The 23,694-nt window shown below is 66.1% G+C and carries 21 protein-coding genes; 4 read left to right on the forward strand and 17 right to left on the reverse strand.

The annotated features are described in order from the left end of the window. Positions 1-2: 2 nt before the first annotated feature. The 6 genes from EV646_RS29305 to EV646_RS29330 form a co-directional block, all read right to left on the reverse strand. Entirely contained in the window at positions 3-878 is an 876-nt protein-coding gene (locus EV646_RS29305; protein ID WP_132154256.1) for a carbohydrate ABC transporter permease, read from the reverse strand. Beyond that, a complete protein-coding gene (locus EV646_RS29310; RefSeq protein ID WP_241996401.1) occupies positions 875-1,732 on the reverse strand; it encodes an ABC transporter permease in 858 nt (285 codons plus the stop codon). The genes EV646_RS29305 and EV646_RS29310 overlap by 4 nt, the downstream gene beginning before the upstream one ends. 96 nt (positions 1,733-1,828) lie before the next feature. Then, positions 1,829-3,445, reverse strand: coding sequence for a type 2 periplasmic-binding domain-containing protein (locus tag EV646_RS29315; protein WP_132154260.1), 1,617 nt, complete (start codon positions 3,443-3,445; stop codon positions 1,829-1,831). Between the two features lie 163 nt (positions 3,446-3,608). After that, positions 3,609-4,451 (reverse strand): DUF11 domain-containing protein, encoded by an 843-nt coding sequence (locus tag EV646_RS29320; RefSeq protein WP_199237258.1) that lies wholly within the window; start codon positions 4,449-4,451, stop codon positions 3,609-3,611. 178 nt (positions 4,452-4,629) lie between these two features. Then, entirely contained in the window at positions 4,630-5,946 is a 1,317-nt protein-coding gene (locus EV646_RS29325) for an aspartate aminotransferase family protein (protein ID WP_132154264.1), read from the reverse strand. Further along, entirely contained in the window at positions 5,939-7,435 is a 1,497-nt protein-coding gene (locus tag EV646_RS29330) for a CoA-acylating methylmalonate-semialdehyde dehydrogenase (protein WP_132154266.1), read from the reverse strand. The genes EV646_RS29325 and EV646_RS29330 overlap by 8 nt, the downstream gene beginning before the upstream one ends. A 117-nt stretch (positions 7,436-7,552) precedes the next feature. On the opposite strand from EV646_RS29330, the gene EV646_RS29335 reads away from it, so the two are divergent. Together EV646_RS29335 and EV646_RS29340 are read left to right on the forward strand one after the other, a co-directional pair. Continuing rightward, positions 7,553-9,097: a PucR family transcriptional regulator gene (locus EV646_RS29335; protein ID WP_132154268.1), complete on the forward strand. Its 1,545-nt coding sequence runs from the start codon at positions 7,553-7,555 to the stop codon at positions 9,095-9,097. Between the two features lie 105 nt (positions 9,098-9,202). Then, positions 9,203-10,216, forward strand: a complete 1,014-nt coding sequence (locus tag EV646_RS29340) for a TerC/Alx family metal homeostasis membrane protein (protein WP_132154270.1) — start codon at positions 9,203-9,205, stop codon at positions 10,214-10,216. 12 nt (positions 10,217-10,228) lie between these two features. Here EV646_RS29340 and EV646_RS29345 read toward each other — a convergent pair whose 3' ends face one another. From EV646_RS29345 to EV646_RS29395, 11 genes are all read right to left on the reverse strand, one after another. Beyond that, positions 10,229-11,590 carry an MFS transporter gene (locus EV646_RS29345; RefSeq protein ID WP_132154272.1) on the reverse strand — a complete coding sequence of 454 codons (1,362 nt, stop codon included), beginning with the start codon at positions 11,588-11,590 and terminating at the stop codon, positions 10,229-10,231. Between the two features lie 49 nt (positions 11,591-11,639). Further along, complete coding sequence (locus tag EV646_RS29350) at positions 11,640-12,416, reverse strand: GntR family transcriptional regulator (protein ID WP_132154274.1); 777 nt, start codon at positions 12,414-12,416, stop codon at positions 11,640-11,642. Positions 12,417-12,460: 44 nt separating this feature from the next. Then, positions 12,461-13,408, reverse strand: a complete 948-nt coding sequence (locus tag EV646_RS29355; RefSeq protein WP_132154276.1) for an SIS domain-containing protein — start codon at positions 13,406-13,408, stop codon at positions 12,461-12,463. Continuing rightward, entirely contained in the window at positions 13,405-14,286 is an 882-nt protein-coding gene (locus EV646_RS29360; RefSeq protein ID WP_132154278.1) for a carbohydrate kinase family protein, read from the reverse strand. The genes EV646_RS29355 and EV646_RS29360 overlap by 4 nt, the downstream gene beginning before the upstream one ends. Beyond that, complete coding sequence (locus EV646_RS29365; protein ID WP_132154280.1) at positions 14,286-14,717, reverse strand: secondary thiamine-phosphate synthase enzyme YjbQ; 432 nt, start codon at positions 14,715-14,717, stop codon at positions 14,286-14,288. Before EV646_RS29365 ends, EV646_RS29360 begins: the two co-directional genes overlap by 1 nt. Positions 14,718-14,738: 21 nt before the next feature. Beyond that, positions 14,739-16,691 carry an ADP-ribosylglycohydrolase family protein gene (locus tag EV646_RS29370; RefSeq protein WP_132154282.1) on the reverse strand — a complete coding sequence of 651 codons (1,953 nt, stop codon included), beginning with the start codon at positions 16,689-16,691 and terminating at the stop codon, positions 14,739-14,741. Next, a complete protein-coding gene (locus EV646_RS29375) occupies positions 16,688-17,500 on the reverse strand; it encodes a carbohydrate ABC transporter permease (protein ID WP_132154284.1) in 813 nt (270 codons plus the stop codon). The genes EV646_RS29370 and EV646_RS29375 overlap by 4 nt, the downstream gene beginning before the upstream one ends. Next, the gene (locus EV646_RS29380) at positions 17,497-18,369 is read right to left on the reverse strand and encodes a carbohydrate ABC transporter permease (RefSeq protein WP_199237259.1); all 873 of its coding nucleotides are present in this window, start codon (positions 18,367-18,369) and stop codon (positions 17,497-17,499) included. Before EV646_RS29380 ends, EV646_RS29375 begins: the two co-directional genes overlap by 4 nt. Before the next feature lie 4 nt (positions 18,370-18,373). Then, complete coding sequence (locus EV646_RS29385) at positions 18,374-19,729, reverse strand: ABC transporter substrate-binding protein (RefSeq protein ID WP_132154286.1); 1,356 nt, start codon at positions 19,727-19,729, stop codon at positions 18,374-18,376. A 71-nt stretch (positions 19,730-19,800) separates the two neighbouring features. Then, positions 19,801-20,688 (reverse strand): nucleoside phosphorylase, encoded by an 888-nt coding sequence (locus tag EV646_RS29390; protein ID WP_132154288.1) that lies wholly within the window; start codon positions 20,686-20,688, stop codon positions 19,801-19,803. After that, positions 20,685-21,512: a carbohydrate kinase family protein gene (locus EV646_RS29395; protein WP_132154290.1), complete on the reverse strand. Its 828-nt coding sequence runs from the start codon at positions 21,510-21,512 to the stop codon at positions 20,685-20,687. Before EV646_RS29395 ends, EV646_RS29390 begins: the two co-directional genes overlap by 4 nt. A 44-nt stretch (positions 21,513-21,556) precedes the next feature. On the opposite strand from EV646_RS29395, the gene EV646_RS29400 reads away from it, so the two are divergent. Together EV646_RS29400 and EV646_RS29405 are read left to right on the forward strand one after the other, a co-directional pair. Continuing rightward, entirely contained in the window at positions 21,557-22,504 is a 948-nt protein-coding gene (locus EV646_RS29400) for a nucleoside hydrolase (protein WP_132154292.1), read from the forward strand. Next, entirely contained in the window at positions 22,501-23,454 is a 954-nt protein-coding gene (locus EV646_RS29405; RefSeq protein ID WP_132154294.1) for an adenosine deaminase, read from the forward strand. Before EV646_RS29400 ends, EV646_RS29405 begins: the two co-directional genes overlap by 4 nt. The last annotated feature ends 240 nt before the right edge of the window (positions 23,455-23,694 follow it).

A 23,694-nucleotide genomic window follows, 5' to 3' on the forward strand; every position in this document is an offset into this window, starting at 1 on the left:
GATCACCCCTTGACGGCTCCGGTGATGACGCCCTTGGTGAAGTGGCGCTGCAGGAATGGGTACACCAGCGCGATCGGCACCAGCGCGACCACCACGACCGCCATCTGCAGCGATTGCGGCTGCGGCAGCGGTTCCACCCCGAGCTGATCCGCGGACAGCGACTTCCCCTGCAGCACATAGGTCCGCAGAATCACCTGCACCGGCCACTTCGACGTGTCGTTCAAATACAGCAGGGCGTTGAAGAACGCGTTCCAGAACCCGACCGCGTAGAACAGCCCGACCACCGCGATCACCGCCTTCGACAACGGCATCACGACCCGCCGCAGGATGGTGATGTCACTCGCCCCGTCGATCCGCGCACTCTCCAGCAACTCCGCCGGCACATTCATGAAGAACGTCCGCAGTACGACGAAATTGAACGCCCCGAGCGCCCCCGGAAGAATCAGCGACCACAAGCTGTCGATCAGCCCGAGCTGCTTCACCACCAGGAACATGGGGATGATCCCCGGCGCGAACAGCAACGTGAACAACACCATCAGCAGCACCGGCCGCCCGAACAACACCGGCCGCGACGTCGCATAGGCCAACGCGATCGTCACCGCCAGCGCGATCGCCGTACCGACAACGGTCACGAAGACGCTGACCAGAATCGCCCGGCCCATCAAACCGCCGCTGAACAACGTCTGATACGCCTTCACCGTCGGATGCGACGGCCACAGCACATACCCACCCGCATCGATGATGTCCTGATCGCTGGCCAGCGACGTCGAGATCACCACCATGATCGGTACGACGATCACCAGCGCGAACCCACCGAGGACGACAGCCTTGACCGACTGATACCCAAAGGACGGCCGCTCTTTCCAGATAGGCCTCACGAAACGCCCCGTCTCTGGAAGATCCCCGGCTCACCCAGCCGATGAGCCAGCGAATTCGCACCCCACAGCAGCAGCGCCCCAACCACACCCTTCGCCAGCCCGGCCGCGGCCCCGCTGCTCCAATCGCCGCCGACGACACCCGCGTAGTACGTAAAGGTGTCCAGGACTTCAGCCGCGCCCGGGCCGACCGAGTCGCGTTGCAGGATGAACTGCTCGAACCCGACGCTGAGGATGTCCCCGATCCGGAGGATCAGCAGCAGCACGATGACGGTCCGCAGCGACGGCAGCGTGATGTGCCAGAGCCGTCGCCACCGACCCGCTCCGTCGGCCGCGGCGGCCTCATACAAAGACACATCCACAGTCGTGAGCGCGGCGAGGAAGATGATCATCGCCCAGCCGGCGTCCTTCCAGATCAGCTGCGCGACCACCAGCAGCGGGAAGGTGTCCGGGTTCGTCATGAACGGAATCGGGTCGAGCCCGGCCTGCCGCAGCAGGTTGTTGACGAACCCGGCCCCGCCGAGCGACTGCTGGAACAGCGTGACCACCAGCACCCAGGACAGGAAATGCGGCAGGTACGCAATCGTCTGGAACCAGCGCCGAAGCCGGTTGCTGACCAGGGAATCCACGATCAGCGCGAGCGCGAGCGGCACCGGGAAGAACAGCAGCAACTGTACGGCGGCCAGCAGCAACGTGTTCCGCAACGCGTCCCAGAAGTCCGGGTTGTCGTACAGGCTGACAAAGTTCTGCAGCCCGTTCCACTCGCTGTGCATGATGCCCAGATACGGCTGGAAGTCCTGGAACGCGACCACGTTCCCCAACACCGGTAAGTAGAAGAACACCAGTAGAAAAAGCACTCCCGGCACCATCAGTAGCACCATCTGCCAATCCCGCCGCCATCTCACCCTGAACGGCAGACCAGTCTTCGGCCTGACAGCGACTTTCTGAAGCATTCAGGACACCGGCACGCTGGCGGGCAGCACAGCCTCGAACTCGCCACGCATCTTGTCGCCCCCGCCGCTCTTCCAGCGCTTGAGGGCTTCGTCGTACGCCGTGATCTTCTGCCGGCCGGTGACGATGTCGACGATCGTGTCGCGGAACGCCGCGGTCAGCTTCGGCCCGACCTTGCTCGAGGTGTCGGAGTACGTCCCGGCGGTCGGGTTGCGCATCGCGTGCTCGAGCAGCTTCTGCTCGGTGGCGTAGATCTTCTTGGTGTCCTCGGGGAACGCCGGGTTGAAGATGACACTCTCCGGCGAGGTCATGATCTGCAACGCACTGACCAGACCAGGCGCCTGCTGCTGACCGGCCTTGGTCAGCACCGGGTTCTTGGCAGCGTCCAATTCGTACTGCTGCCCTTCGACGCCGAAGTTCTTGACCAGGTACTCCTTCGTGCCGAACGGCGCCGACAAGTAGTCCATCAGCGCGAGCAACTCGCGGATCCGGCCCTCGTCGGTCTTCTTGAACGGCGTGAACCCGACCGTGCCGTAGCCCATGTCGTAGACCGGCTTCGCCTTGCCGTCGTGGCCGAACGGGATCAGCGTGTCGACGAACAGCGTCGGGTCCAGCGCCCGGAAGTCGGCCGTCGCGCGCGGGCCGACCACGACCTGGGCGGCGATCTGGCCGTTCACGGTCTTCGGGGTGGCGTCAGCGAGGTTGAGGTCGGGGTAGAACACCTTGGCCGCCCACAGCTTGGCGGCGTACTCGACCGCGGCCCGGTAGTTCTCGGTCTCGTAGAGGTGCGTGAGCGAGCGGTCCTGGTTCACCCGCCACCCGTTCGGCGCACCGAACCATTCGCCGAACATGTGCAGCATGTTGATGATGGCCGGCTCGAGCGCGTAGTTCGTGCCGTTGGTGAGTTCCTTGCACTTGGCAAAGAACTCGTCGGCGGTGGCGCACTGCAGGCCGCCGACCTTCTGCCAGGTCCGCGGGTTGCCCATCATCACCTGGCCGAACGGCGTCGACGGGATCGGCGCTCCCCAGATCTTGCCGTTCACCACCGCGGTCCGCCACGACGCCGGTTTCAGCGCCGCGAGGTTCGGATACTCCAGTACGGCGTCACCCGACAGGTACTTGGTCAGGTCCTGGAACTTCGCCTCCAGCATCGGCCCGATGTTCGGGATGCCCTGGTTCGGCGGCAGCCACATCAGGTCCGGCAGCGAGTCGCTGGCCAGCAGGGTCGCGAACTTCTCCGGATAGCCCGGGTCGGTCCCGATGGTGAGTCGCAGCTCGGCGCCGAGCGCCTGGTTCAGCGACTGCCACATGGGGTTGCTGCCCATCGGCGGCGGAGGTGTCGCGAACGTCTCGGTCAGCGCGCTCACCGCGTTCTTCAGCGGCGGCGCCTTCACACTCGAGATCGCATCCGCCGGGAACCGCAGGAACCCGGGCTCGAGGCCGGACTCCGCGCCCGCCAGCTCCGGCCGGAGTCCTTCGAAGGGCTTGTACGTCGGCAACGTCAGCTCGCTGGACGCCTTCGCCCCACCGTTCGCCGCGCCGCCGTCACCGCAGGCCGCCAGCGCGGACCCGGCGATCGCCGCACCGGACACCTGCAAGAACCGCCTACGACTGATCATATCTGCTCCAAGTTCAGATTCAGTGCTCAGTAACGCTCACTTAAACGTTAAGCTGGACCGTAAACCCCGGCCACCCCTCGATGCAAGGCATGGACGTGAAAAGACCGACGGCCGCGGGTCCGAGTCCCGCGGCCGTCGGCCGGAGTAGTCCGTCAGTTCAGCGTCAGCACCTGACCAGCAGGCTGGTGAGTGCGGTGCAGCTCCGGCTGGCGGCGTCGTTCGCCGCGTTCGGGTCGCTCGGCGAGCTCGCCGTACGCTGCGCCGTCGCGGTGAACGATCCGAGCGTGAGCAGACCCGCGTCGGCCGAGAACGATCGCGTCGTACTGGCGCCGCTCGCGAGCGATGCGACGTCGCAGTTGACCGTCCTGGTTGTTCCGACGCGTGCGCAGTTCGACGATCCGGCGTACGACATTCCGGCTGGGTAGGCGGTGGTCACCCGGATGCCCGTGGCGTCGGCCGGCCCGTTGTTCGTCACGGTGATCGTGTAAGTGATCCGCGATCTGAGCAGACCCTGTGCCACCGCGTTCAGGGACACGCCGACATCAGCACTGTTCGGAACGATCGTGATGACCGGACCGGTCAGGGCGTCGAAGGAGTAGTTGTCCCCGACGAGCTGGTGGCGCAGCGTGTACGAACCCGGGGCGTCGTCTCTGACCTTGAACGTGAACACCGCCATCCGGCTTTCACCGCCCGGCAGGTCGCCGAAGTCGGCTCGGTAATGTCCGTCGAACGGGTAACAGATGATCGCGCCCGTGCACGACACCAGGTCAACGAAGTCGGTCAGCGGCAACCCCTGGGCGTACAGACCGCCCTTCGCCCCGGTGATCGTGAATGATGCGGTGTTGTAGACAGTCTGCGTGACGGTGAGCGTGTCCCCCGGGTGCAGCGTGGTCGAGCTGACCTCGATCGCACTCGTCGGCGGCGCGGCATTCGCCGTCGTCGCCGGGACCGCCACAAGAGCTGTGCCGGCGACAGCCGTCACCAGCGCAGCGCGAAGCGATTTCAAGACATGCATGGCACGAAGCCCCCCATTACCCCAGATCGATAATTCCCCCACCGCCGACGGCGGTGACAAGAGTATGGAGTGCCAAGGCGAACCGCACAACTACTCACCGCTAGCAAATCAATTGTTCACTTCAAGTGGCGGCCGCCGCTCAGTGCGTGCCGCCGCTGTCCGAAACCACTCAGGCGGTACAAGCCTCCGTCAGCGCCTGGTCGAGGATCTCCAGCCCCTCCCGCGCCTCAGCGGCGGAAATCGTCAACGGCGGTACGACGTGAATCCGGTTGAAGTTGGCCATCGGCAACAATCCCCGGCGGTTGCACGCGGCAACGATTGCCGCCATCTCGGGACTGGATCCGCCGTACGGCGCCAGTTGCTCACGACTCTGGCGGTCACGGACGAGCTCCAGCGCCCAGAACGCCCCGACACCACGCACTTCGCCGATCCACTCATGCCGCTCGGCCAACTCGCGCAGCCCGGGACCGAGCACATCAGTGCCCAGCGCCGCGGCCTGGCCGACCACGTCCTCGTCCTCCATCGTCTCGATCGTCGCCACCGCGGCCGCACACGCCAGCGGATGGCCAGAGTAGGTGAGGCCGCCGGGATAGGGGCGCTCGGCAAAGGTTTGGTAGATGGCGTCCGAGAGAGCGACACCGCCCAGCGGCACGTAGCCGGAGTTGACCCCCTTGGCGAAGGTGAGCAGGTCAGGCACGACGTCGCCGTACTCGATGGCGAACCAGCGGCCGGCGCGACCGAAGCCGGCCATCACCTCATCGGCGATGAGCATGATGCCGTGCCGGTCGCAGAGCTCCCGGACGCCGCGCAGATAGCCGGGTGGCGGGATCATGATGCCGGCTGTACCAGGAATCGACTCGAGGACGACGGCAGCGATCGTCGTCGCGCCCTCTAGCACGATGACCTGCTCGAGATGCGCCAGGGCGCGCTCGCACTCTTCCTCCTCGGTGGTCGCCGAGAACGCGCTGCGGTAGAGGAACGGCCCGAAGAAGTGCACTGTGCCGGTGGATCCGTTGTCGTTGGGCCAACGGCGCGGATCGCCGGTGACGTTGACGGCCAGCTGCGTCCCGCCGTGGTACGAGCGGTACGTCGACAGCACCTTGGGCCGGCCGGTGTGCAGCCGGGCCATCCGGATCGCATGCTCGTTGGCGTCGGCACCGCCGTTGGTGAAGAAGATCCGGTCGAGGTCGCCCGGCGTGTGTGACGCGATCAGCCGGGCGGCCTCGGACCGGGCGGCGTTCGCGTACGACGGCGCGACCGTGCAGAGCGTCGCCGCCTGCTCCTGGATCGCCTTCACGATCCGGGGATGCTGATGACCGAGGTTGGTGTAGACGAGCTGGGAACTGAAGTCCAGCAGGCGATTCCCTTGCCCGTCCCAGACGTAGGATCCCGCGGCCTTGGTGATCACCAGCGGGTCCAACTGGGCCTGCGCGGACCAGGAGTGGAAGACGTGCTTGCGGTCGAGGTCGTACGTACGGTCAGACATTTTGCGGGAACCCCAGCTCGAGGCCGCCCTCGGGACGAGCAGCCGGGTTGATCCAGCGCGACGTGACCACCTTCGCGCGGGTGAAGAAGTGCACGCCCTCGGTACCGTGCGCATGCGTGTCGCCGAACAGCGACTGCTTCCAGCCGCCGAACGAGTAGTAGGCGACCGGCACCGGAATCGGCACGTTCACCCCGATCATCCCGACCTGGACGTCGTTCTCGAACCGGCGGGCGGCCCCGCCGTCGTTGGTGAAGATCGCAGTACCGTTGCCGTAGGCATTGGAGTTCACCAGCGCGACGGCTTCGTCGTACGACGAGACGCGGACCACCGAGAGCACCGGCCCGAAGATCTCCTCGCGGTAGATCTCCATCTCCGGCGTCACGTTGTCGAACAGCGTCGGACCCAACCAGAAGCCATCACCGGAGGCTGTGACGTCCCGGCCGTCGATGACGAGCTTGGCACCGGCCGCTTCGCCCGAGTCGACGAAGCCCGCCACCCGGTCGCGATGCGCCTTGGTCACCAGCGGTCCCATGTCGGCATCACCTGAACCGGCACCAACGCGCAAAGTCCTGGTGCGCTCGGCGATTCGGGCGACGAGGTCGTCGGCGACCGGTTCGACCGCGACCAGCACGCTGATCGCCATGCACCGCTCGCCGGCACTCCCGTAGCCGGCGTTGACGGCGGCGTCCGCGGCCAGATCCAGATCCGCGTCGGGCAGGACGACCATGTGGTTCTTCGCGCCACCCAAAGCCTGCACCCGCTTGCCGTTCCGGCTCGCTTCCTCGTAGACGTACTTCGCGATCGGCGTCGAACCGACGAAGCTGATCGCGGCGACATCCGGGCTCTGCAGCAGCGCGTCGACCGCGGTCTTGTCCCCCTGCAGCACGTTGAACACGCCGTCCGGGAGACCGGCCTCCTTCCACAGGTTCGCGATCCACAGCGACGCCGACGGATCCTTCTCACTCGGCTTCAGTACGACGGCATTGCCGGCCGCGATCGCGATCGGGAAGAACCACATCGGCACCATCGCCGGGAAGTTGAACGGGCTGATGATCCCGACCACGCCGAGCGGATCACGCCGGGAGTGGACATCCACTCCGGTCGACGCGTTGCCGGAGTGTCCGCCCTTGAGCAGATGCGGGATGCCGCAGGCGAACTCGACCACCTCCTGCCCACGGGAGACCTCGCCCAGCGCATCCGACAGCACCTTGCCGTGCTCGGCGGTGATCAGCCGGGCGAGCTCCTCCTTCCGGGCATTGAGCAGCTCACGAAACGCGAACACGACCTGGCTACGCCGCGCCAGCGACGTCTCGGCCCATGCGGTGGAGGCCAACTTGGCGTCGCCGATGACGTACTCGGCATCGCGCGCACTGGCCAGCGCGACGCGACCGGACACCTGCCCGGTGGCTGGATTGGTGACATCGGCCCACAGGCCCGAGGTGCCGTCGAACTCGGTCCCGCCGGCCCAATGCGTGATCGTCGTGGTCATGCTGGCGCTCCTTCGGTCGCGTCGAGCCTCCATGGTGACCGGGCGCGGCCGCGCGCAACGCCGACAGACTGTAGGATTTCGGGTTGTCAGCCGACGATCTGTCGGGAAGGAGCACGGATGGCTATCCTCACCGTCAGGCAGGTGCTCGAGCTGCCGGTCGTCCGTGGCGCTGGTCCCCAGCTGCTCGCCGGTTCGGCTGGTCTCGATGGCGAGGTCCGGTGGGTGCACTCCGCCGAGCTCGCCGAGATCGCCCCGCTGCTGCGCGGCCGCGACCTGCTGCTCAGCACGGGTATCGCCCTCCCGGACACGGCCGAAGGATTACGCGAGTACGCCGTCAGCCTCAGCGAGAGCGACGCCGCCGGCCTCGTGATCGAACTCGGCCGGCGCTGGCATCAGGTGCCAACCGCGCTGGTCGATGCCTGCGCGGAGCTCGAACTGCCGCTGGTCGCGTTGACCCACGAAGTGCGCTTCGCGGCAATCACCCAAGTCGTGGGCGAACGCATCGTCAACGACCAGGTGGAGGAGTTGCGCGAAACACATCGAGTGCACGAGACCTTCACCGAGCTCAGCATCGCCGAGGCCGGACCACGCGAGATCCTCGAAGCCACTCAGCGGCTCGCGGGCGCGGCCGTCGTACTGGAGAGTGACCAGCATCAGGTCCTCGACTACCGCACCGGTCCCGCGGACATCGCTGAGTTCCTCGCTGACTGGCCGGCTCGGTCTCGCGGCCTCCGGATGGACGGGCGAACCGGGTGGGACGAACAGAACGGCTGGCTCGTCACCCAACTGGGCAAACGTGACCGGGGTTGGGGCCGGCTCGTCGTACAGGCTCCGGAGCGACCGTCACCGCGCTTGATCGCGGTGGCCGAACGGGCGGCGGCCGCGCTGGCCATGCATCGCCTGCACGACCGGGATCGCGACAGTCTCGTGCGTCGCGTTCACCATGAACTCCTGCTCGGGTTGCTGACCGACCCGACCGATGCCGATGTCCTGCGCCGCTGCGAGCTCACCGGGTTGCCGGTGGCCAAGCGCCAGTTCGTCGGCCTGACGTTGCGCCCGCAGGTCCCTGATACGTCGCTGGTGGAGTCCGCCGTGCGTACGGCGTACGACCTCAAGGCGCCGGCATTGGTCTGCGAGGTGGACAGCGACGTACGCGTGCTGCTCTCGTTGGCCGCGTCGGCGAATGCGGACCGGATCGTGAACGAGCTGGCGAACCGGGTCGCCCGGCGGCACCCGATCGTCGCCGGCGCTGGCCGACCCGCCGGGCGGCCAGGCGAGATCGACCGGACGCTGAAGGAAGCGCAACATGTCGTTGACTCCCTTCGTTCCGGGGCGACCGGCCAGGTCGTCCATCGGCTGGAAGACGTTCATCTGCGGGGATTGTTGACGATGCTCGCCGACGACGAACGGCTGCGGTTGTTCGTCTCTCGCGAGTTGGACGCTTTGAAGGAGTACGACGAGCTGGTCGAGGCCGTACGGGCGCTGCTCCTGCACCCGGTCAGCAAGTCCGAAGCTGCGGCGAGCCTGCATCTGTCCAGACCCGCCTTCTACGACCGGATCGCCAAGGCCGAGCGCCTCCTCGGCGTCAGCCTCGACGACCCGGACATCCGCGTTTCGCTACATGTCGCGCTGCTCGCGGACTCAGGCTGGGGCGGCGGATAAGTGGTGTTCGACGATCAGCCAGCGACCGTCGATCTTCTCGTAGGCATAGGTAGGGTTGGTGACAGTTGGTTGCCCAGATGGTTGCCCTCAACAACCGGAGGACGAGTGCTCGAGATCAGTGGCCTGACCTGGGCCGTCACGATCGGCCTGATCGTCGTACTGCTGGCTGTGGACCTGGTGATCGCCGCGGTCCGTCCGCATCGCGTCGGGTTCAAGGAAGCGGCCGCGTGGTCGATTTTCTACGTGCTGGTGGCGATCGCGTTCGGCCTGTGGTTCATGTCGGCGTACGGCGGCTCGTTCGGCGCGGAGTACTTCGCCGGCTACATCGTCGAGAAGAGCCTGTCGGTCGACAACCTGTTCGTGTTCGTCATCATCATGACCACGTTCGCCGTACCGGAGGAGCATCAGCACAAGGTGCTGACCTTCGGGATCGTGCTGGCGCTGGTCATGCGGGCGATCTTCATCGCGCTCGGGGCGACGTTGCTGTCGCTGTTCTCGTTCATGTTCTTGCTGTTCGGGTTGCTGCTGCTGTACACCGCGGTGCAGCTGTTCCGGCATCGCAACGAGGACCCGGACGTCGAGGACAACGTGATCGTGAAGACGGCCCGGCGGGTGCTCCCGGTCAGCGACGACTACGTCGGCGGCAAACTCCTCGCCCGGATCGACGGTCGCAGCGTCGTCACGCCGCTGTTCGTCGTACTGGTCGCGATCGGCGGGGTCGACCTGCTCTTCGCGCTGGACTCCATCCCCGCGGTCTTCGGCGTCACCGAGGAAGCGTTCATCGTCTTCGCCGCGAACGCCTTCGCCCTGCTGGGCCTGCGCGCCCTGTTCTTCCTGGTCAAGGGCCTGCTCGACCGGCTCGTCTACCTCTCCGCCGGCCTCGCCGTCATCCTCGCCTTCATCGGCGTCAAGCTGATCCTGCACTGGGCCCACGTCGACATCGACGACCGCATCCCCGAGGTCCCCACCTCCCTCAGCCTCACCGTCATCATCACCATCCTCGCCGTCGTAGTCATCGCCAGCCTCCTCAAAACCCGCAAAGACCCCACCGCCAAAGCCCACGCCGGCTCCCTCCACCCCCACCACCCAGCCCACGAGCCCGATAACACCCCCAACTGAACCAGCCCGTCATCACGTAACCACAGCAGTTACAGCGCGTCGTTGCGTTAGGGCGGTTAATAGCAAGGTGATTGCGACGGCTGTGGCGGCTACTAGGACGCAGGTGGTGAAGCCGGTCTTTAGGGCGTGGGTGGTGCCGAGGAGGGGGCCGAAGGTGGAGACGCCTATGGCGGCGCCTAGTTGGCGGGTGGTGTTGAAGGCGGCTGAGGCGGCGCCGTGGAGGGTGGGGTCGACGGTGGCGAGGGTTTGGGAGGTCATGGTGGGGACGAGCAGGCCGGAGCTGAAGCCCGCGGGGATGAGGGTGACGATCAGGGGCCAGAGGGCGTGTGCGGTGCTGACGAAAGCCACGGCGACGAGGGAGAGCGTCAGGATGGTTTGGCCGATGGCGAGTACGGCGGGACGGCCGAGGCGGTGGGCTAGGGGTGCGGAGCAGAGGGTGCCGATCGAGATCAGGCCGGTCAGGGGCAGGAAGAGTAGGCCGCTGGTGAGTGCTCTGAGCCCGCGGCCTTGCTGGAGCATCAGGCTCATCGCGAACAGCACGCCGTAGAAGGCGAAATTGAACAAGGCTCCTTGCAGGGCCGACCCGGTGAACGCACGGTTGCCGTAGGCACCGATCGGCAGCAGCGGGGCTTGAACGGACCGTTCGATCCACACGAACCCGACGAGGCCGGCGAGAGCGAGTACGACGGCCGAAACCACAGCCGGCCTCAGCCATCCCACGCTCGGCGCCTCGATCAGCGCGAAGACCAGCCCGGCGATCAGCACGGTCGCCGTGGCCATGCCACCGAAATCGAGCCGTCGGGCGCGTCGCCCGACCGCTGGCATCGAGCGAAGAGTCCAGACCACGGCCGGGATACCGACGACCACGTTGACTGCGAAGACGGCCCGCCAGTCCGCGACCGTCACCAATGCTCCGCCCAGCAGCGGACCGGCGGCCATCCCGACACCGCCCGCGGCAGCCCACCACGCGACCAGGCGATGCCGCGACCGCTCATCCGCGGCCGACGCAGTCGCCAACACCAATGCACTGGGCAACAAAAGTGCGGCTCCCGCACCTTGCACCAGCCGGGCAAGGTTGAGCACCAGCATCGAGCCGGCCACCGCGCACACCGCCGACGATGCGGTGAAGATCAGCAGGCCGGCGACAAAGGTACGGCGAGCGCCGAGGGCGTCCGTGATCGCGCCGGCGCCGAGCATCACGGCGGCGAAGGACAGCGTGTATGCGTTGAGCGCCCACTCCAGTTCGGAGCGAGTCGCGTGCAGGTGAATTGTGAGCTGGTCGAGGGTGAGGTTCACGATCGTGCCGTCGACGAACACCATGAAGGCAGCGATCAACGCCAGTACCACGACACCCCGACGCTGTTCGATGGGCATAGAGCAACTCTACGACACCTGTTCGACGAACATCGAACACGCCGGCGGACTACCCCAGGTTGCTCGAGTAATGGAAGCGGACCCGGGCTCCCAGCCAGACGGTCCGGGAGGTCTGGATCAGGGTCGGGCCGGATCTGCTGATCGACCAGTCGAGGAAGACCTGGGAATCGTTCGCGGCCTCGAGCAGGACCGCTTCCACCGAATTGACCGAGCGGACCTCGAGGATGTGGTCGACGGTGGTCTCGAAGATGCCGTGCTCGTCGAGGCTCTTGGAGACGGAACCGTCGACGAGAGTCGTCCCGCGCAGCGCGTCGGCGGAGGCGCCCGCCAGCCACGAGTCGGTGACACCGATCGGCTTGTGGTTGACGACGTGGAGCCGCTTGAGGTGGAGGCGTGGCATCTCCCGCTCTTCGGGCGTGAGTGCCCGCGCAAGCTCGTACGGCTCGTCCTCGACCGCCGCGGCGGTGAGGTGGATCGACTCGGCGTCTTTGCCGGCCTGACGGAACCTGTCCCGCCAGGGAGTGGTCAATCCGAAGTCATGCTGAACCTGACGGGGCCTGTCGGCGACGAAGGTGCCCGCACCCTGCTTGCGCTCGACGTACCCCTCGTCGGCGAGCGAGGCGAGGGCCTGCCGCACGGTGATGCGGCTGACGTCGTAGATCTGGGCGATCTCTTTCTCGGTCGGCAGCTGGCTGCCGATCTCGAGTTCCTGCTCGATGAGGGCGCGGAGGTCGCGTTCGACCTGAGCCCAGGCCGGCAGCGGGAGCTTCCGGTTCACCGGGGTAGCCATCACGCGGAGCGGATGCGTATCCGACGTGACAGCCATGTTTCCACCCGTTTCCCGTACGTTTTGAGGTCATAACATTGATATCACTTGTCCGGCGTCGAGACCGCCCAGCCGTCGAGCTTGATGTGGCTGGCGTCCATGTTGACGGCGCCACCGCGGAACGGCGGGCGGCCCCAGCGCTTGGCGGCGCCACCGGCGAACAGGCTGGCGAACACCGCGCCGCTGAGTTCACGCAGAAGACCGTCGGCTGAGCCGATCTGGATCTGCAGCACCGTCTGCCCAGCGTGCTCGAGCGCCTGCTGGAGGCGGTCGAACCGCTGCTGCCCCGCCCCGCCGATGAGCTGCAGTACGACGTGCGGCTGCGGCCCGATGAAGTAGTCGACGTGCCCCGACTCCTCGAGCGCGACCGTGCGTACCGACACACCGGTCGCCTCGATCAGCTTGAGCATGAAGAAGTCCCCAGCACCGCGCAGGTCCGGCAAAGTGAGGACGGAGATCCCAGTCGGAGCGGCGCCAGGCAGCTGCCCGATCGCCTCCTCGACGGACGCGTCGACGTCGCTGAGGACCTTCGCCAGCTGACGAGCCGCACCCGTGGTGTCCTGCCCGCAGACAGCCGCGACGCCGAGGCCGAGCATGAGATGACCGCCGACCGGAATCTCCTCGTCGATCCCGAGACTCGGCACCAGCTGCAATTCGTCCGCCTCGGCCGCCAGCGGCGAATCCGGGTTGGACGTGATCGCCGCCACCCGAGCACCAGCCGCGCGCGCGATACGAAGCGCCTGCACGGTCGCGCCCGAAGTGCCGGAGTGCGAGATCCCGACGACCGCGTCTGTGGCGGCCGGAAGGGCACCCATCCAGGTGATGTCCCCGGACGACATCGCCCGATGCCCGTACGACGTCGCGAGCAGAGCCGAGGAAAGTGAGTCGCCAGAGCCGACGAAGACAGCACCTTGCGGGAGCGGTGACGCGACCATCGGCTGAACATCAGCGATGGTGTCGAGGGCGGCCGTCAGCCGGGCGGTGATGCTCATGGCACAACCTCCTGTTTGGCGTGGATGTGGTCGAGTGGATGGTCGAAGGGCTCGCCGCTGACGAGACCAGCGGATCCCCAAGTGGACAACGCGATCCGAGCGACGCTCGCGCCGAAGAGAGCGGCGGTCGCGAGATCGGTGCCGATGGCAAGCGCCGCGACGATCGCGCCCGCGCTCGCGTCCCCGGCACCCGTGGTCTCCTCGACCCGCACGGCGTCGTCGACGACATGCCATGCACGTCCCCGATGTACGACGTACATGCCGTCAACATCGAGGCGTGCGATCACAGCGCAGTCGAACTCGGCCGCAAGCCGCGCGGCCGCCGTACGAGGATCATCGCCAAGCAACCGCAGCTGCACGCGACTGGGCAGCAGGATCCCACCAACAGGAAGGACCCGCCGAAGGTAGGCGATTCCTTCCCGCTTCATTAGGACCTGGTGCGGGTCGACGCCCACGATCGTATCGGCGGCCAGTCCGTCGTACGGCGAAGAGCGCAGCAGGCCGTCGAGTCCACGAAGGAACTCCGGAGCCGGCACCGGCTCCGGAGCCGCGAAGGTGTCGCCAGCTCCGAGCTCGGTTTCGCCGGCTGTGCTGACGATTCGACGTCCTTCAGGTGAGTTGAGAATCCAGACCTTCTCGATCGTGCCGACGGAAGTCGCGAAGCTGACGTCGACGCCCAGCCGGTTGAAGGTCGAGCGGAAGCGGTCGTCGTCATCGGGCAACGCGGTCGCGAGCACCGGTACGACGCCGTCCACGAGCCGCGCGCCGAGGGTCGCGTACAGCCCCGGACCGCCGAGCTCGTTGAACCTCGGCTCGTGGCCGACCATCACCAGGTGATCCACCGTGAGCCCGGCGACGACGCCGATTCTTGTGCCCATCAGAATGTCTGCAACGCGTACTGGACGGTGCGATCGCGCGGCCCGTCCAGCTCGAGGAGGTACACGCCCTGGCTGTGGCCGATGCCGAGCTCGCCGCCGACGACAGGCAGCTGCAGCGACTGGACGCCGAAGACGCAACGGACGTGGGCGGCCGCGTCCTGCGGTCCGTCGTGCAGGTGCACGAAGGGGCGGTCGGTCGGGACCTGCTCCTCGATGAAGATGCGGATGTCCTGCAGCGTCGTACCGTCCACGCCCGAGTTGAAGATCAGGGTCGCTGTCGTGTGCGGAAGGAAGATATGCAGTACGCCGTCGCCGTGGTCGCCGCGAGCCGCGTCGCGAAGCTGGGGCGTCACGTCGACGTAATGAACCGGGTTGGCGTATCCCTCCTTCGGACTGGTGTTGACGGGGAAGCTGGTCCAGGTGCCGGGCATAGGTTTCTCTTTCCTCGTAGGTCAGTTGGTACGGATTTCGACGCCGTCGGCCGACAGGGTTCCGGTCTCGATCAGGAAGCCGGCGCCTCCGCCGGCGAGCTGTGAGGTGGTGGCGGTGAGGACTGTGTGGCCGTCGATCTCGAGTTCCAGCCGACGGCCGACAGCAGACAAGGCGACGTCGTACCGCCGGTCCAGTTCGTAGGCGAAATCACGACGCGCGAGCACGATCCGGTCGGCATCACGCTGTTCGATCAGCTCGACACCGGCCGCTCGGAAGATCGCTGCGATGAATCTCCGGTGTCCACGAGCACGTACGACGAGACCGCCGGCTTCATGCAGTGAGAAGACCAGGGTCGAACGGATGCTGTAGTCGAGCCAGTCTCGAGTCCCGGTGGTGACAACGCCCAGCTCGTCCGGATGGGAAACCGAGAAGGTGGTTGCAAAATCCGCCTCGAAGTTCTTCGCCGAACTCACCCAAGGCGCCAGCGCCACAGGCTTGGTATCCCAGATGGAAGACAGCAGAACCCCCGACTGCCCCCAGCACCGAGGCGCGCCGATCCAGTCCACCGCGGTGATCCGTACGGCGGCGCCGGACAACTCGAGGCCGAGCCGGAACGGCACCGCATTGCCAACCGTCGGGATCTCCCACGCAATCTCCCCGGCGCCGTCCACCGCCATCGCCTCGCCCCGTTCGACGTGCACACCCCCGCCCGTGCTGTAGACGGCGTACGGCGCGACGTCGGCGGGAGCTTCGGAGTTCAGCCGGACGTGAACCGTTTGCGTCGAGTACAGGGTCGGGCTCGCCACGGTCGAGAAGTTCGTGACTGTCTCGGCGGGGTCGAGGAAGGTTGTGGTCGAGATACCACCTGGCTGATAAGGGCAACTGGTCCAGCCATGCGTCGAGCCAGGAAACTCGAAGTCGAAGCGAGGACGCCTCGGAGCCGGCGCGCGGCCGGCCAGGCGATCGGCGGAGGCGACGATGCGCCAGGCCTCCCGTGCCGCGTCGGTCACGGTCTCGCCGCCGTCGGCGCTGACGACGATGGCGCGGTCGGCGATTGGATCCCGGAGTCGTTGGGGAATGGCGGCCAGGCCGAGGCGGATTCCGTTGAGGCAGCCGACCGTGCCGGCGTTGCTGTCGGTGTCGAAGCCGACTGAGGAGGCGACGGCGACCGCGCGGGTGAAGTCGTCGCCGCCAAGTCGGAGGGCTGCCAGGGACATGGCGAGGTTCGAGAGGGCGTGGCACGGGCCGGGATAAAGCGCATAGCCGTAATGACGGTCCACCCAGTCGCGGACCTCTCGCCAATCCGAGCCGCTGTCGACCCGTTCGACCACGTTGTCGATGAGCGACACGAGGCGTACGTCGTCGACGTACTTGCGGCCGAGGTCGATGAGCGACTCGAGTTCGCGGGTGTCGAAAGCGGCAGCGCGCATGGCAGCCAGGAAGCCGGCGCATTCGAGGGCGACGCCGTCGTGGCTGACGCTGGCGGCCGCGCGGGTCAAAGCGACGGCGGCGGAAGGATCGCCGGGGTGCATCATGGCGAACGCGTCGGAGAAGATCTGCGCGCCGATCTGTTCCGCGAGGGTGGACCCGTTGACAGCGATCGAGCCGCTGCCCGGCGCCGGGATGCCGCGGCGGAGGTTCAGGTACGCCGTGTGCTCGGTGGAGCGTCCGTACCCGCCCCACCAGAGGATCGTGCGGTCCTCGATGACGTAGTTCAGCCAGGTCCGCCCGACGTCGGCGGCCTCGACCTTCACTGCGTCCTCGACGACCCGGGCGAAGGTGAAAGTGCCGGAGATGTCGTCGTCCGCGACCACGATCGGCAGCCCGAGTTCCGGTGCGACGTACCGATCGACCAGCCCGAAGCGCTGCTGGATGTCGTCGTACGGCCATCCCTCGACCGGACGGCCGAGGTACACCCCGATGAACTTCCCGAGGACACCGGCATAGACCTTCTCTGCCCAAGCGGTGTTCATCCCTTCACCGCGCCACTCGCCATACCGTCCACGACGTACCGCTGGAGGGCGATGAACGCGCCCAGAATCGGGACGATCAGGATGAGCGCACCCGCCATCATCGTGCCCATGTCGGTGGAGAACGTGCCGTTCATGGTCAGGTAGCCGAGGGTGAGTGTCTGGTCCTCCGGGTTCTGCAGGAACGTCGAGGACAGCAGGAACTCGTTCCACGCGTTCAGGCCGACGATCACGCCGACGGTGATGAGCCCCGGCCGGACAATGGGAAACAGGATCCACCGCAGCAGTCCGAACGTACTGACGCCATCGGCCAGCGCCGCTTCCTCGATCTCCGCGGGGACGTTGAGGAAGAAGGTCCGCATCAGGAAGGTCGCGAACGGAATGTTGACCGCGGCAAGGATCACGCCCACGACCGCCACATTGTCGGTCAGATTGAGCGAGGCGACCCCGGCGTACAGCGGAAAGATGAACAGCTGAATCGGAACGGTCATCGCCATCGTCAGATAGGTCATGATCGCCGACGACGTCCGCACCCGGCGCCCGGCCAGCACATATCCGGCAAGCGACGACGCGATCAGCACGACGAGCACAGCCGTGCCGGTGAGCAAGATGCTGTTCAGAAACCCCTTGGTGAACTGCCCGTAGTTCCAAGCGGTGGAGAAGTTCCCGAAGCTGAACGACGACGGCGGTTTGAACGGATTGGACAGAATCTCCGGGTTGGTCTTGAAGCTGTTGATCAGCACCAGCAGTAGCGGAATCAGCGCCACCGCCGCGAAGAACGCCAGTACGACGTAACCGAGCGCCCGCCTCATTCGGTCACGTCCCGCCGGCTGAGCCAGGTGTAGACGCACGAGGCGATGAGGCCGAAGAAGCTCATGATCAGACCGACCGCGGCCGCTTTCCCGAACTCGAACGACGAGAACGCGAAGGCGTAGGCATACGTCCCCATCACCTCGCTCGAGCGGGCCGGACCGCCCTGGGTGAGCAGGTAGACGTAGTCGAAGGCGAGGAACGAGAAGATCACCGTCATCACGCCCATCAGCAGCAGCGTCGGCCGGATGCTGGGCAGATAGACGTGGCGGAAGACCTTCCAGCTTCCCGCACCGTCGACGACGGCGGCTTCGACCTGGTCCATCGGGGTCTGCCGCATCGCGCCGAGGTAGACGACGGTGAGGAAGCCGAAGTAGTGCCACATGTCGACGATCGCCGCGCCGTACAAGGAGGTACGGACGCTCGCCGTTGGCGGCTGGAGGCCGAAGAACCCGAAGATGCCGCCGTTCGGGTTGTAGATGATCGTCTGCCAGACCAGCGCGTTGACGACGGGCGCGAGTACGTACGGCATCAGGTAGATCACCTGGAAGAACGTCCGCATCTTCCGGCGGCGGAGCAGCAGGGTCGCGGTGAGCAGACCGATGATGGCCGGCACCGTGAGGAACAGGACGACCCACTTGATGTTGTTCAGCAACGCCGTACCGAACACGTTGTCGGCCAGGATGTCGCGGAAGTTCTGCAGGCCGATGAAGTTGTACGACGGGCCGATGCCGCTCCAGTCGGTGAAGGACAGGACGACGGTGAAGATGCCCGGGACGACGACGATTCCGATGGACAGGATGAGCGCCGGCGCGATCAGACCGTAACCGATCAGCTCGCGCCGGCGTGCCATCCGCCCGTACTGACTCACCACGTCAGCTGGACGGTTCCGGGAGCGGCGGCACCAGCTTCTTCTCCAGCTCACCCTGGAAGGTCGTGTTCACCTTCGTGAGGAAGTCCTGCGCGGACTCCCGACCGAGCCAGACCGAGTCGATGTTGGTGAACTCGGCCGCCGTCGCGGGCGGGAAGAACGTGCCGGCGAAGAAGCCGTAGTGGCCGTCGTTCACGCCCTTGATGGTGTTCTTGATCGAGGCAACGAACGGCTTCGACAGACCGGTGTAGTCGTTCGGGTCGAGGTTGAAGTTCTTCAGCGGAACGGCCCAGTAGCCCGGCCAGTCCTTGTTCATCTCCTTGGCGAACGAGTCGCTCAGCATGTAGTCGATCACCTCGGCGGCGCCGTCCTTGTTCTTGGAGGCGGCGTTGATCGACAGCGACGCGGTGGTGCCGAGCGTGTAGTACGGCGACGGCAGCGAGGTGTTGATCGTCGGGAACGGGATGTACCCGAGGTCCGCGACGTTGCCAGCCTTGTCGTTGAAGTACGTCGATGCGAACTGGAATGCCAGGCTCGGACCGATGAAGAACGGCGACTTGCCCTTCGAGAGCAACTGCATGGACGTGTCGAAGTTCAGCGTCTGGTAGTCCTTACCGCCGAGGTAGCCGGCCTGGTAGAACTTCGCGGACTCCTCGACCGCCTTGACGATCGCTGGATCGGTCCACGGGATCTTGCCCTGCAGAGCGTCGTACACGGTCTTGCCGCCCGCGTCGACGGTGAGGAACTGGCTGATGTAGTTCTGGTTGACCGGCTTCCAGCCCTGGTTACCGGTGACGGACGGATGCAGGCCGGCGGCCGCCGCCTTGTCCATCACCGCGGTGAGCTCAGCGAAGGTCGTCGGGACCTTCACGCCGAGCTGGTCGAGCACCTTCTTGTTGTAGAAGACCCCGATGTCCTCGATCGAGTTCGGCAGCGAGTAGAGCTTGCCGTTCACCGTTCCCGACTTGTACATCGGGTCGAGGATCCGGCTCTCCCAGCCGTACTTCTCGGAGTACGGCGTCATGTCGGCGAGCTTGCCCTGGACGGCGTACGCGGCGGAGAACGCGGGGCCCGAGCCGTAGACGACGTCCGGGCCCTTGTTGGCGCTCAGCGCGACCTGGATGTTCTTGTCCACGGCGTTGTTGAACGTCACGGTCAGGGTGTACTTGTCCTGGCTCTGGTTGAACCCCTCGATCAGGACCTTCTTCATCGTGGCCTGGTGATCGGGCGGCGCGCCCCAGAACCAGAACTGCAGGGTCTGGCGGCCGCCAGAGCCGCCAGACCCCGAGTCACCACTCGAGCAGCCGGCCAGGGCGAGGACTGCGGCAGACACGATCGCGATCAGGCGCTTCTTCTTCATGGCCGGGCCTCGCTGCTCAAACGGATCATTGGTTAGGTTGTATTGACCGTAGGACCATTGATCTCAGGGTGTCAAGCGATTCCCAACCATCGGCTGCCCTCCGCGGTCGCGGCGTCCATCGCGGCCAGCTCGACGACGCCTTCGAGCGCGATGTCCATACTCGAGTGGTGGCCGGCGCCGGCCTGGAACGGCTTGTTCGCGATCACGTTGTCGGCGACCGAGCACACCGATCCACCGCGCTTGCCGAAGAGCGCTGCGAGGGTGACGATCGCGGCCGACTCACGATCGCCGTTGAGCACACCGGCGCGGGCCCAGGTCTCGAAGATCTCCAGGTGCCAGGGCTGGAAGTAGCCGCCCACACTCGGACGCCCGACTCCGCAGAAGTCGCTGTCGCTCGATCGGGTGACGCCGACGTGATAGGTCTGCCCGAGTCTTTCAGCCGCGCGCGACATCGCGACGACGACTTCGTAGGAGCTCACCGCCGGGTACGACGCGGGGATGTAGGCCCGGGTCATACCTTCATCCCGGACCACACCCGAGCTCACGACCACATCACCGGGCTCGACCCTGGGATGGATGCCGCCGGATCCCCCGACCCGGATGAAGGTGTCCGCTGCGGTGAACTCGAGCAGTTCGTGCATGATCAGCTCGGCCTCGGGCGATCCGCTGCCGCCGGAGACTGTCGTGATCGGAACGCCCTGGTAGCTCCCGGTCCAGGTCGTGAACATGCCGGACTTGCCGATCTGCTCGGCGTCGTCCATCCGTCGTGCGAGCTGCGTTGCCGGGTCGTCGTCGTACGCACAGAGCGGATCGCGGACGGTCAGCAGGACATAGCGCGCGACCTTGCCGGGATCGAACTGCGACAGTGCAGGCCGACCGTCGATCAGGAGGCCGCGCTTGGGCACGTTGCCCGCGAACTTGTAGCCGTCGTAGATCGCGGACGGATCCCATTCGGTCATGAAGATGCCTTTCTGATCACTGCTGGAGTACCGGCCGACGAGACGACGACGCCGGCGGCCTCCGCTGCGGCACGCCCGGCCGCGGCGGGGTCTCCGGTCGCGGCATAGATGGCGATGAAGGCTCCCGAGTAGCTGTTGCCTCCTCCCGTCGGGTCTTTGGGAATCACCGGGATGGCGGGGACCTCGATGCGCTCAGATCCTTTGATCACCAGGGATCCGCGCTCGCCGGCGCGCAGCACCACGATCGGGGCAAGGTCGGCCAGACGGCTGTCACCGAGCAGCGCCTCGGCCTCCGCGACGTTGATCGAGAGCACGTCGATGGTCGCGGCGAGTTCGCGAACCCGTGCCAGGTGCGACGGGTGACAGGAGTCGCGGGAGATCTCCCAGAGGATCGGGTGGGGCAGTTGACCGACCTGATCCCAGTACGACGCCTCGTGCGCGTGGAAGAGATACACACCGGCCAGCTCCGACTGTGGCAGGTGACGCGGGAGCGGTGTATGCGCCTCGAAGTGCTCGAGGCCGTAGACCGGTGTCTCCACTCGATCGCCGTCGTCGAAGTACTCGATGTGAGTCCGTGGGCTGTGCTCGCCGACGTCGAACAGTCCGCTCGGATCGATGCCGCGCGATGTCGCCCACTCAGTGATCGCCGGCCGATCCGCCCGTCCCACCCCGGAGACGATGAGCGCGCGGCCGGGTTCGCTGACAAGGCTGGCGCCGACGGCCGCGTAGGCGCCCGCGCCGCCGATCTGTTCGACACTTTCGGTCTCGCCTGGTCGATGGATCTCGTCGATGACGACATGCGAGAGGATCGCGATCTTTTTCACCCGGAACCTCCTCTTGGTCCTAAGGTTATGCTTTTATAACCCATGTGACCAACGTGCTCATCGACACCGACCCCGGCATGGATGACGCGATCGCTCTTGCCGTCGCGCACAAATCGCCGCTGCTGACCATCAGGGCGATCACGGCCGTGACCGGCAACCTGCCGGCCGACCGCACATCCGCGAACGCTCTGAGGGTGCTCGACCTGCTCGGTGCCGCTGACCTCCCGGTCGCCCAGGGACCGCTCGAGCCTTCTGCGGGCGACTATCCGGTGGACCCTTTCTCGCACGGTTCCGACGGCCTCGCGGAGTCCCACTTCCCGGAGTCTTTGCGGCGTCTCGACGTACGGACGGCTGCGGAGCTGATCGTCGACACCGTCAACGCTCATCCCGGCGACATCACGATCTGTGGGCTCGGGCCGATGACGAACGTCGCCGCGGCGCTGGACCTCGACCCCCTGTTGCCGGAGAAGGTCAGCCGCCTGGTCATCATCGGTGGTTCGTTCGGCGTGACGCCGTACGCGTGGTCGCAGGCAACCGGCGCGAACCCGGTCAGCGAGTGGAACGTCTTCGTCGATCCCGAGGCGGCCCGCCGGGTCTTCCATGCCGGGTTCGACCTGCTGGCGGTCGGACTCGACGTCGGCACGCATCCGCGGATCAACTTCCGTCCGGCCGATCTCGACAAGCTTCGGGCCTCGGACCGGCCGGAGGCAGAGTTCGCCGTACGTGTGGTGGACTTCGTCAACGGGCGCGGATACCAGTCCTACTGCTCACTCATCGACAGTACGGCGATCGCCGCGGTCATCGACCCGGCGATGGTCGAAACGGACACGGTGCTGTGCGACATTGCCCTCGGAGACCAGCTCACCCGGGGCATGACGGTGGTGGATCGCCGCAACCATCATGCCTGGACGGAGATGCCGCAGATCACCATCGCCACCGCGCTCGACTACGACCGCTTCCTCGACCTCGTCACCGCGGAGTTGATCCGATGATCAGGCAACTACCCAAGGCCGAACTGCACCTTCATCTCGAGGGCACGCTCGAACCGGAGACCATCCTCAAGCTCGCGGACCGGAACCGCATCCGGCTGCCTTATGCGGACGTCGACGACCTGGCCTCGCGCTACGACTTCAACGATCTGCAGTCTTTTCTCGACCTGTACTACGCGAACATTGCGACGCTCCAGACACCTGAAGACTTCGCCGAGATGACGTCGGCCTACCTGGCTCGGGCGGTCGTCGCCGGTGTCCGTCATGCGGAGGTGTTCCTCGATCCGCAGGCCCACACCAGCCGCGGGGTGCCACTCGAAGTCGTGCTCGACGGGGTCGGATCCGTGCTCGCCGCGTCGCAACGGCGGTTCGGGGTCAGCACTGGGCTGATCGTGTCGATCCTGCGGGATCACAGTGCCGAGTCGGCGATGAGTACGCTCGACGCGGTCCTAGCCAGCGGTGTCGCCGTACTGGGCATCGGGCTGGATTCGGCTGAGGTCGGGCATCCGCCGTCGAAGTTCGTCGACGTGTTCGCCAAGGCGCGGGCCGAGGGTCTTCACACCGTCGCGCACGCCGGTGAAGAAGGTCCGCCCAGTTACGTCTGGGAGGCCCTTGATCTCTTGAAGGTCGAGCGAATCGACCACGGCATCCGGAGCCTGGAAGACGACGAGCTCGTACGGCGCCTCGCGGACGAGCAGATCCCGCTCACGGTCTGCCCGCTGTCGAATGTGCGGCTCCGAGTGGTGCCCGACATCTCGCAGCATCCGTTGCCCACAATGCTCGAGCGCGGCCTGCTGGTCACCGTGAACTCCGACGATCCGGCGTACTTCGGTGGATATGTCGACGACAGCTACGAGGCGCTCGGGCTCCCTGCCGAGACGCTCCACACGCTGGCGGCCAACTCGATCCGAGCATCGTTCTTGAGCGACGCCCAGAAGTCAGCTCTGCTCTGACCACAGGTCGGCGCCGTGCTCCGTACGAACGATCCGTTGGCGCGCCGCGACCACCTGAAACCGGCGGACCCCTGAACCCATGACGTGTCAGTGGCCGGATCAGGTATCGGCTGCTGACCACCGCCAACGGGTTGCGCACCCGCGTGATCCCGGGTAGCCGATCGTTACACTCCGTGCCCGCCGATGCGCCCTGTCGGTGGTTGGGGTGATAGTTCAAGGGTGGGTACGAGTGGGCGTCGC

Source organism: Kribbella antiqua (assembly GCF_004345665.1).
GTDB lineage: Bacteria > Actinomycetota > Actinomycetes > Propionibacteriales > Kribbellaceae > Kribbella > Kribbella antiqua.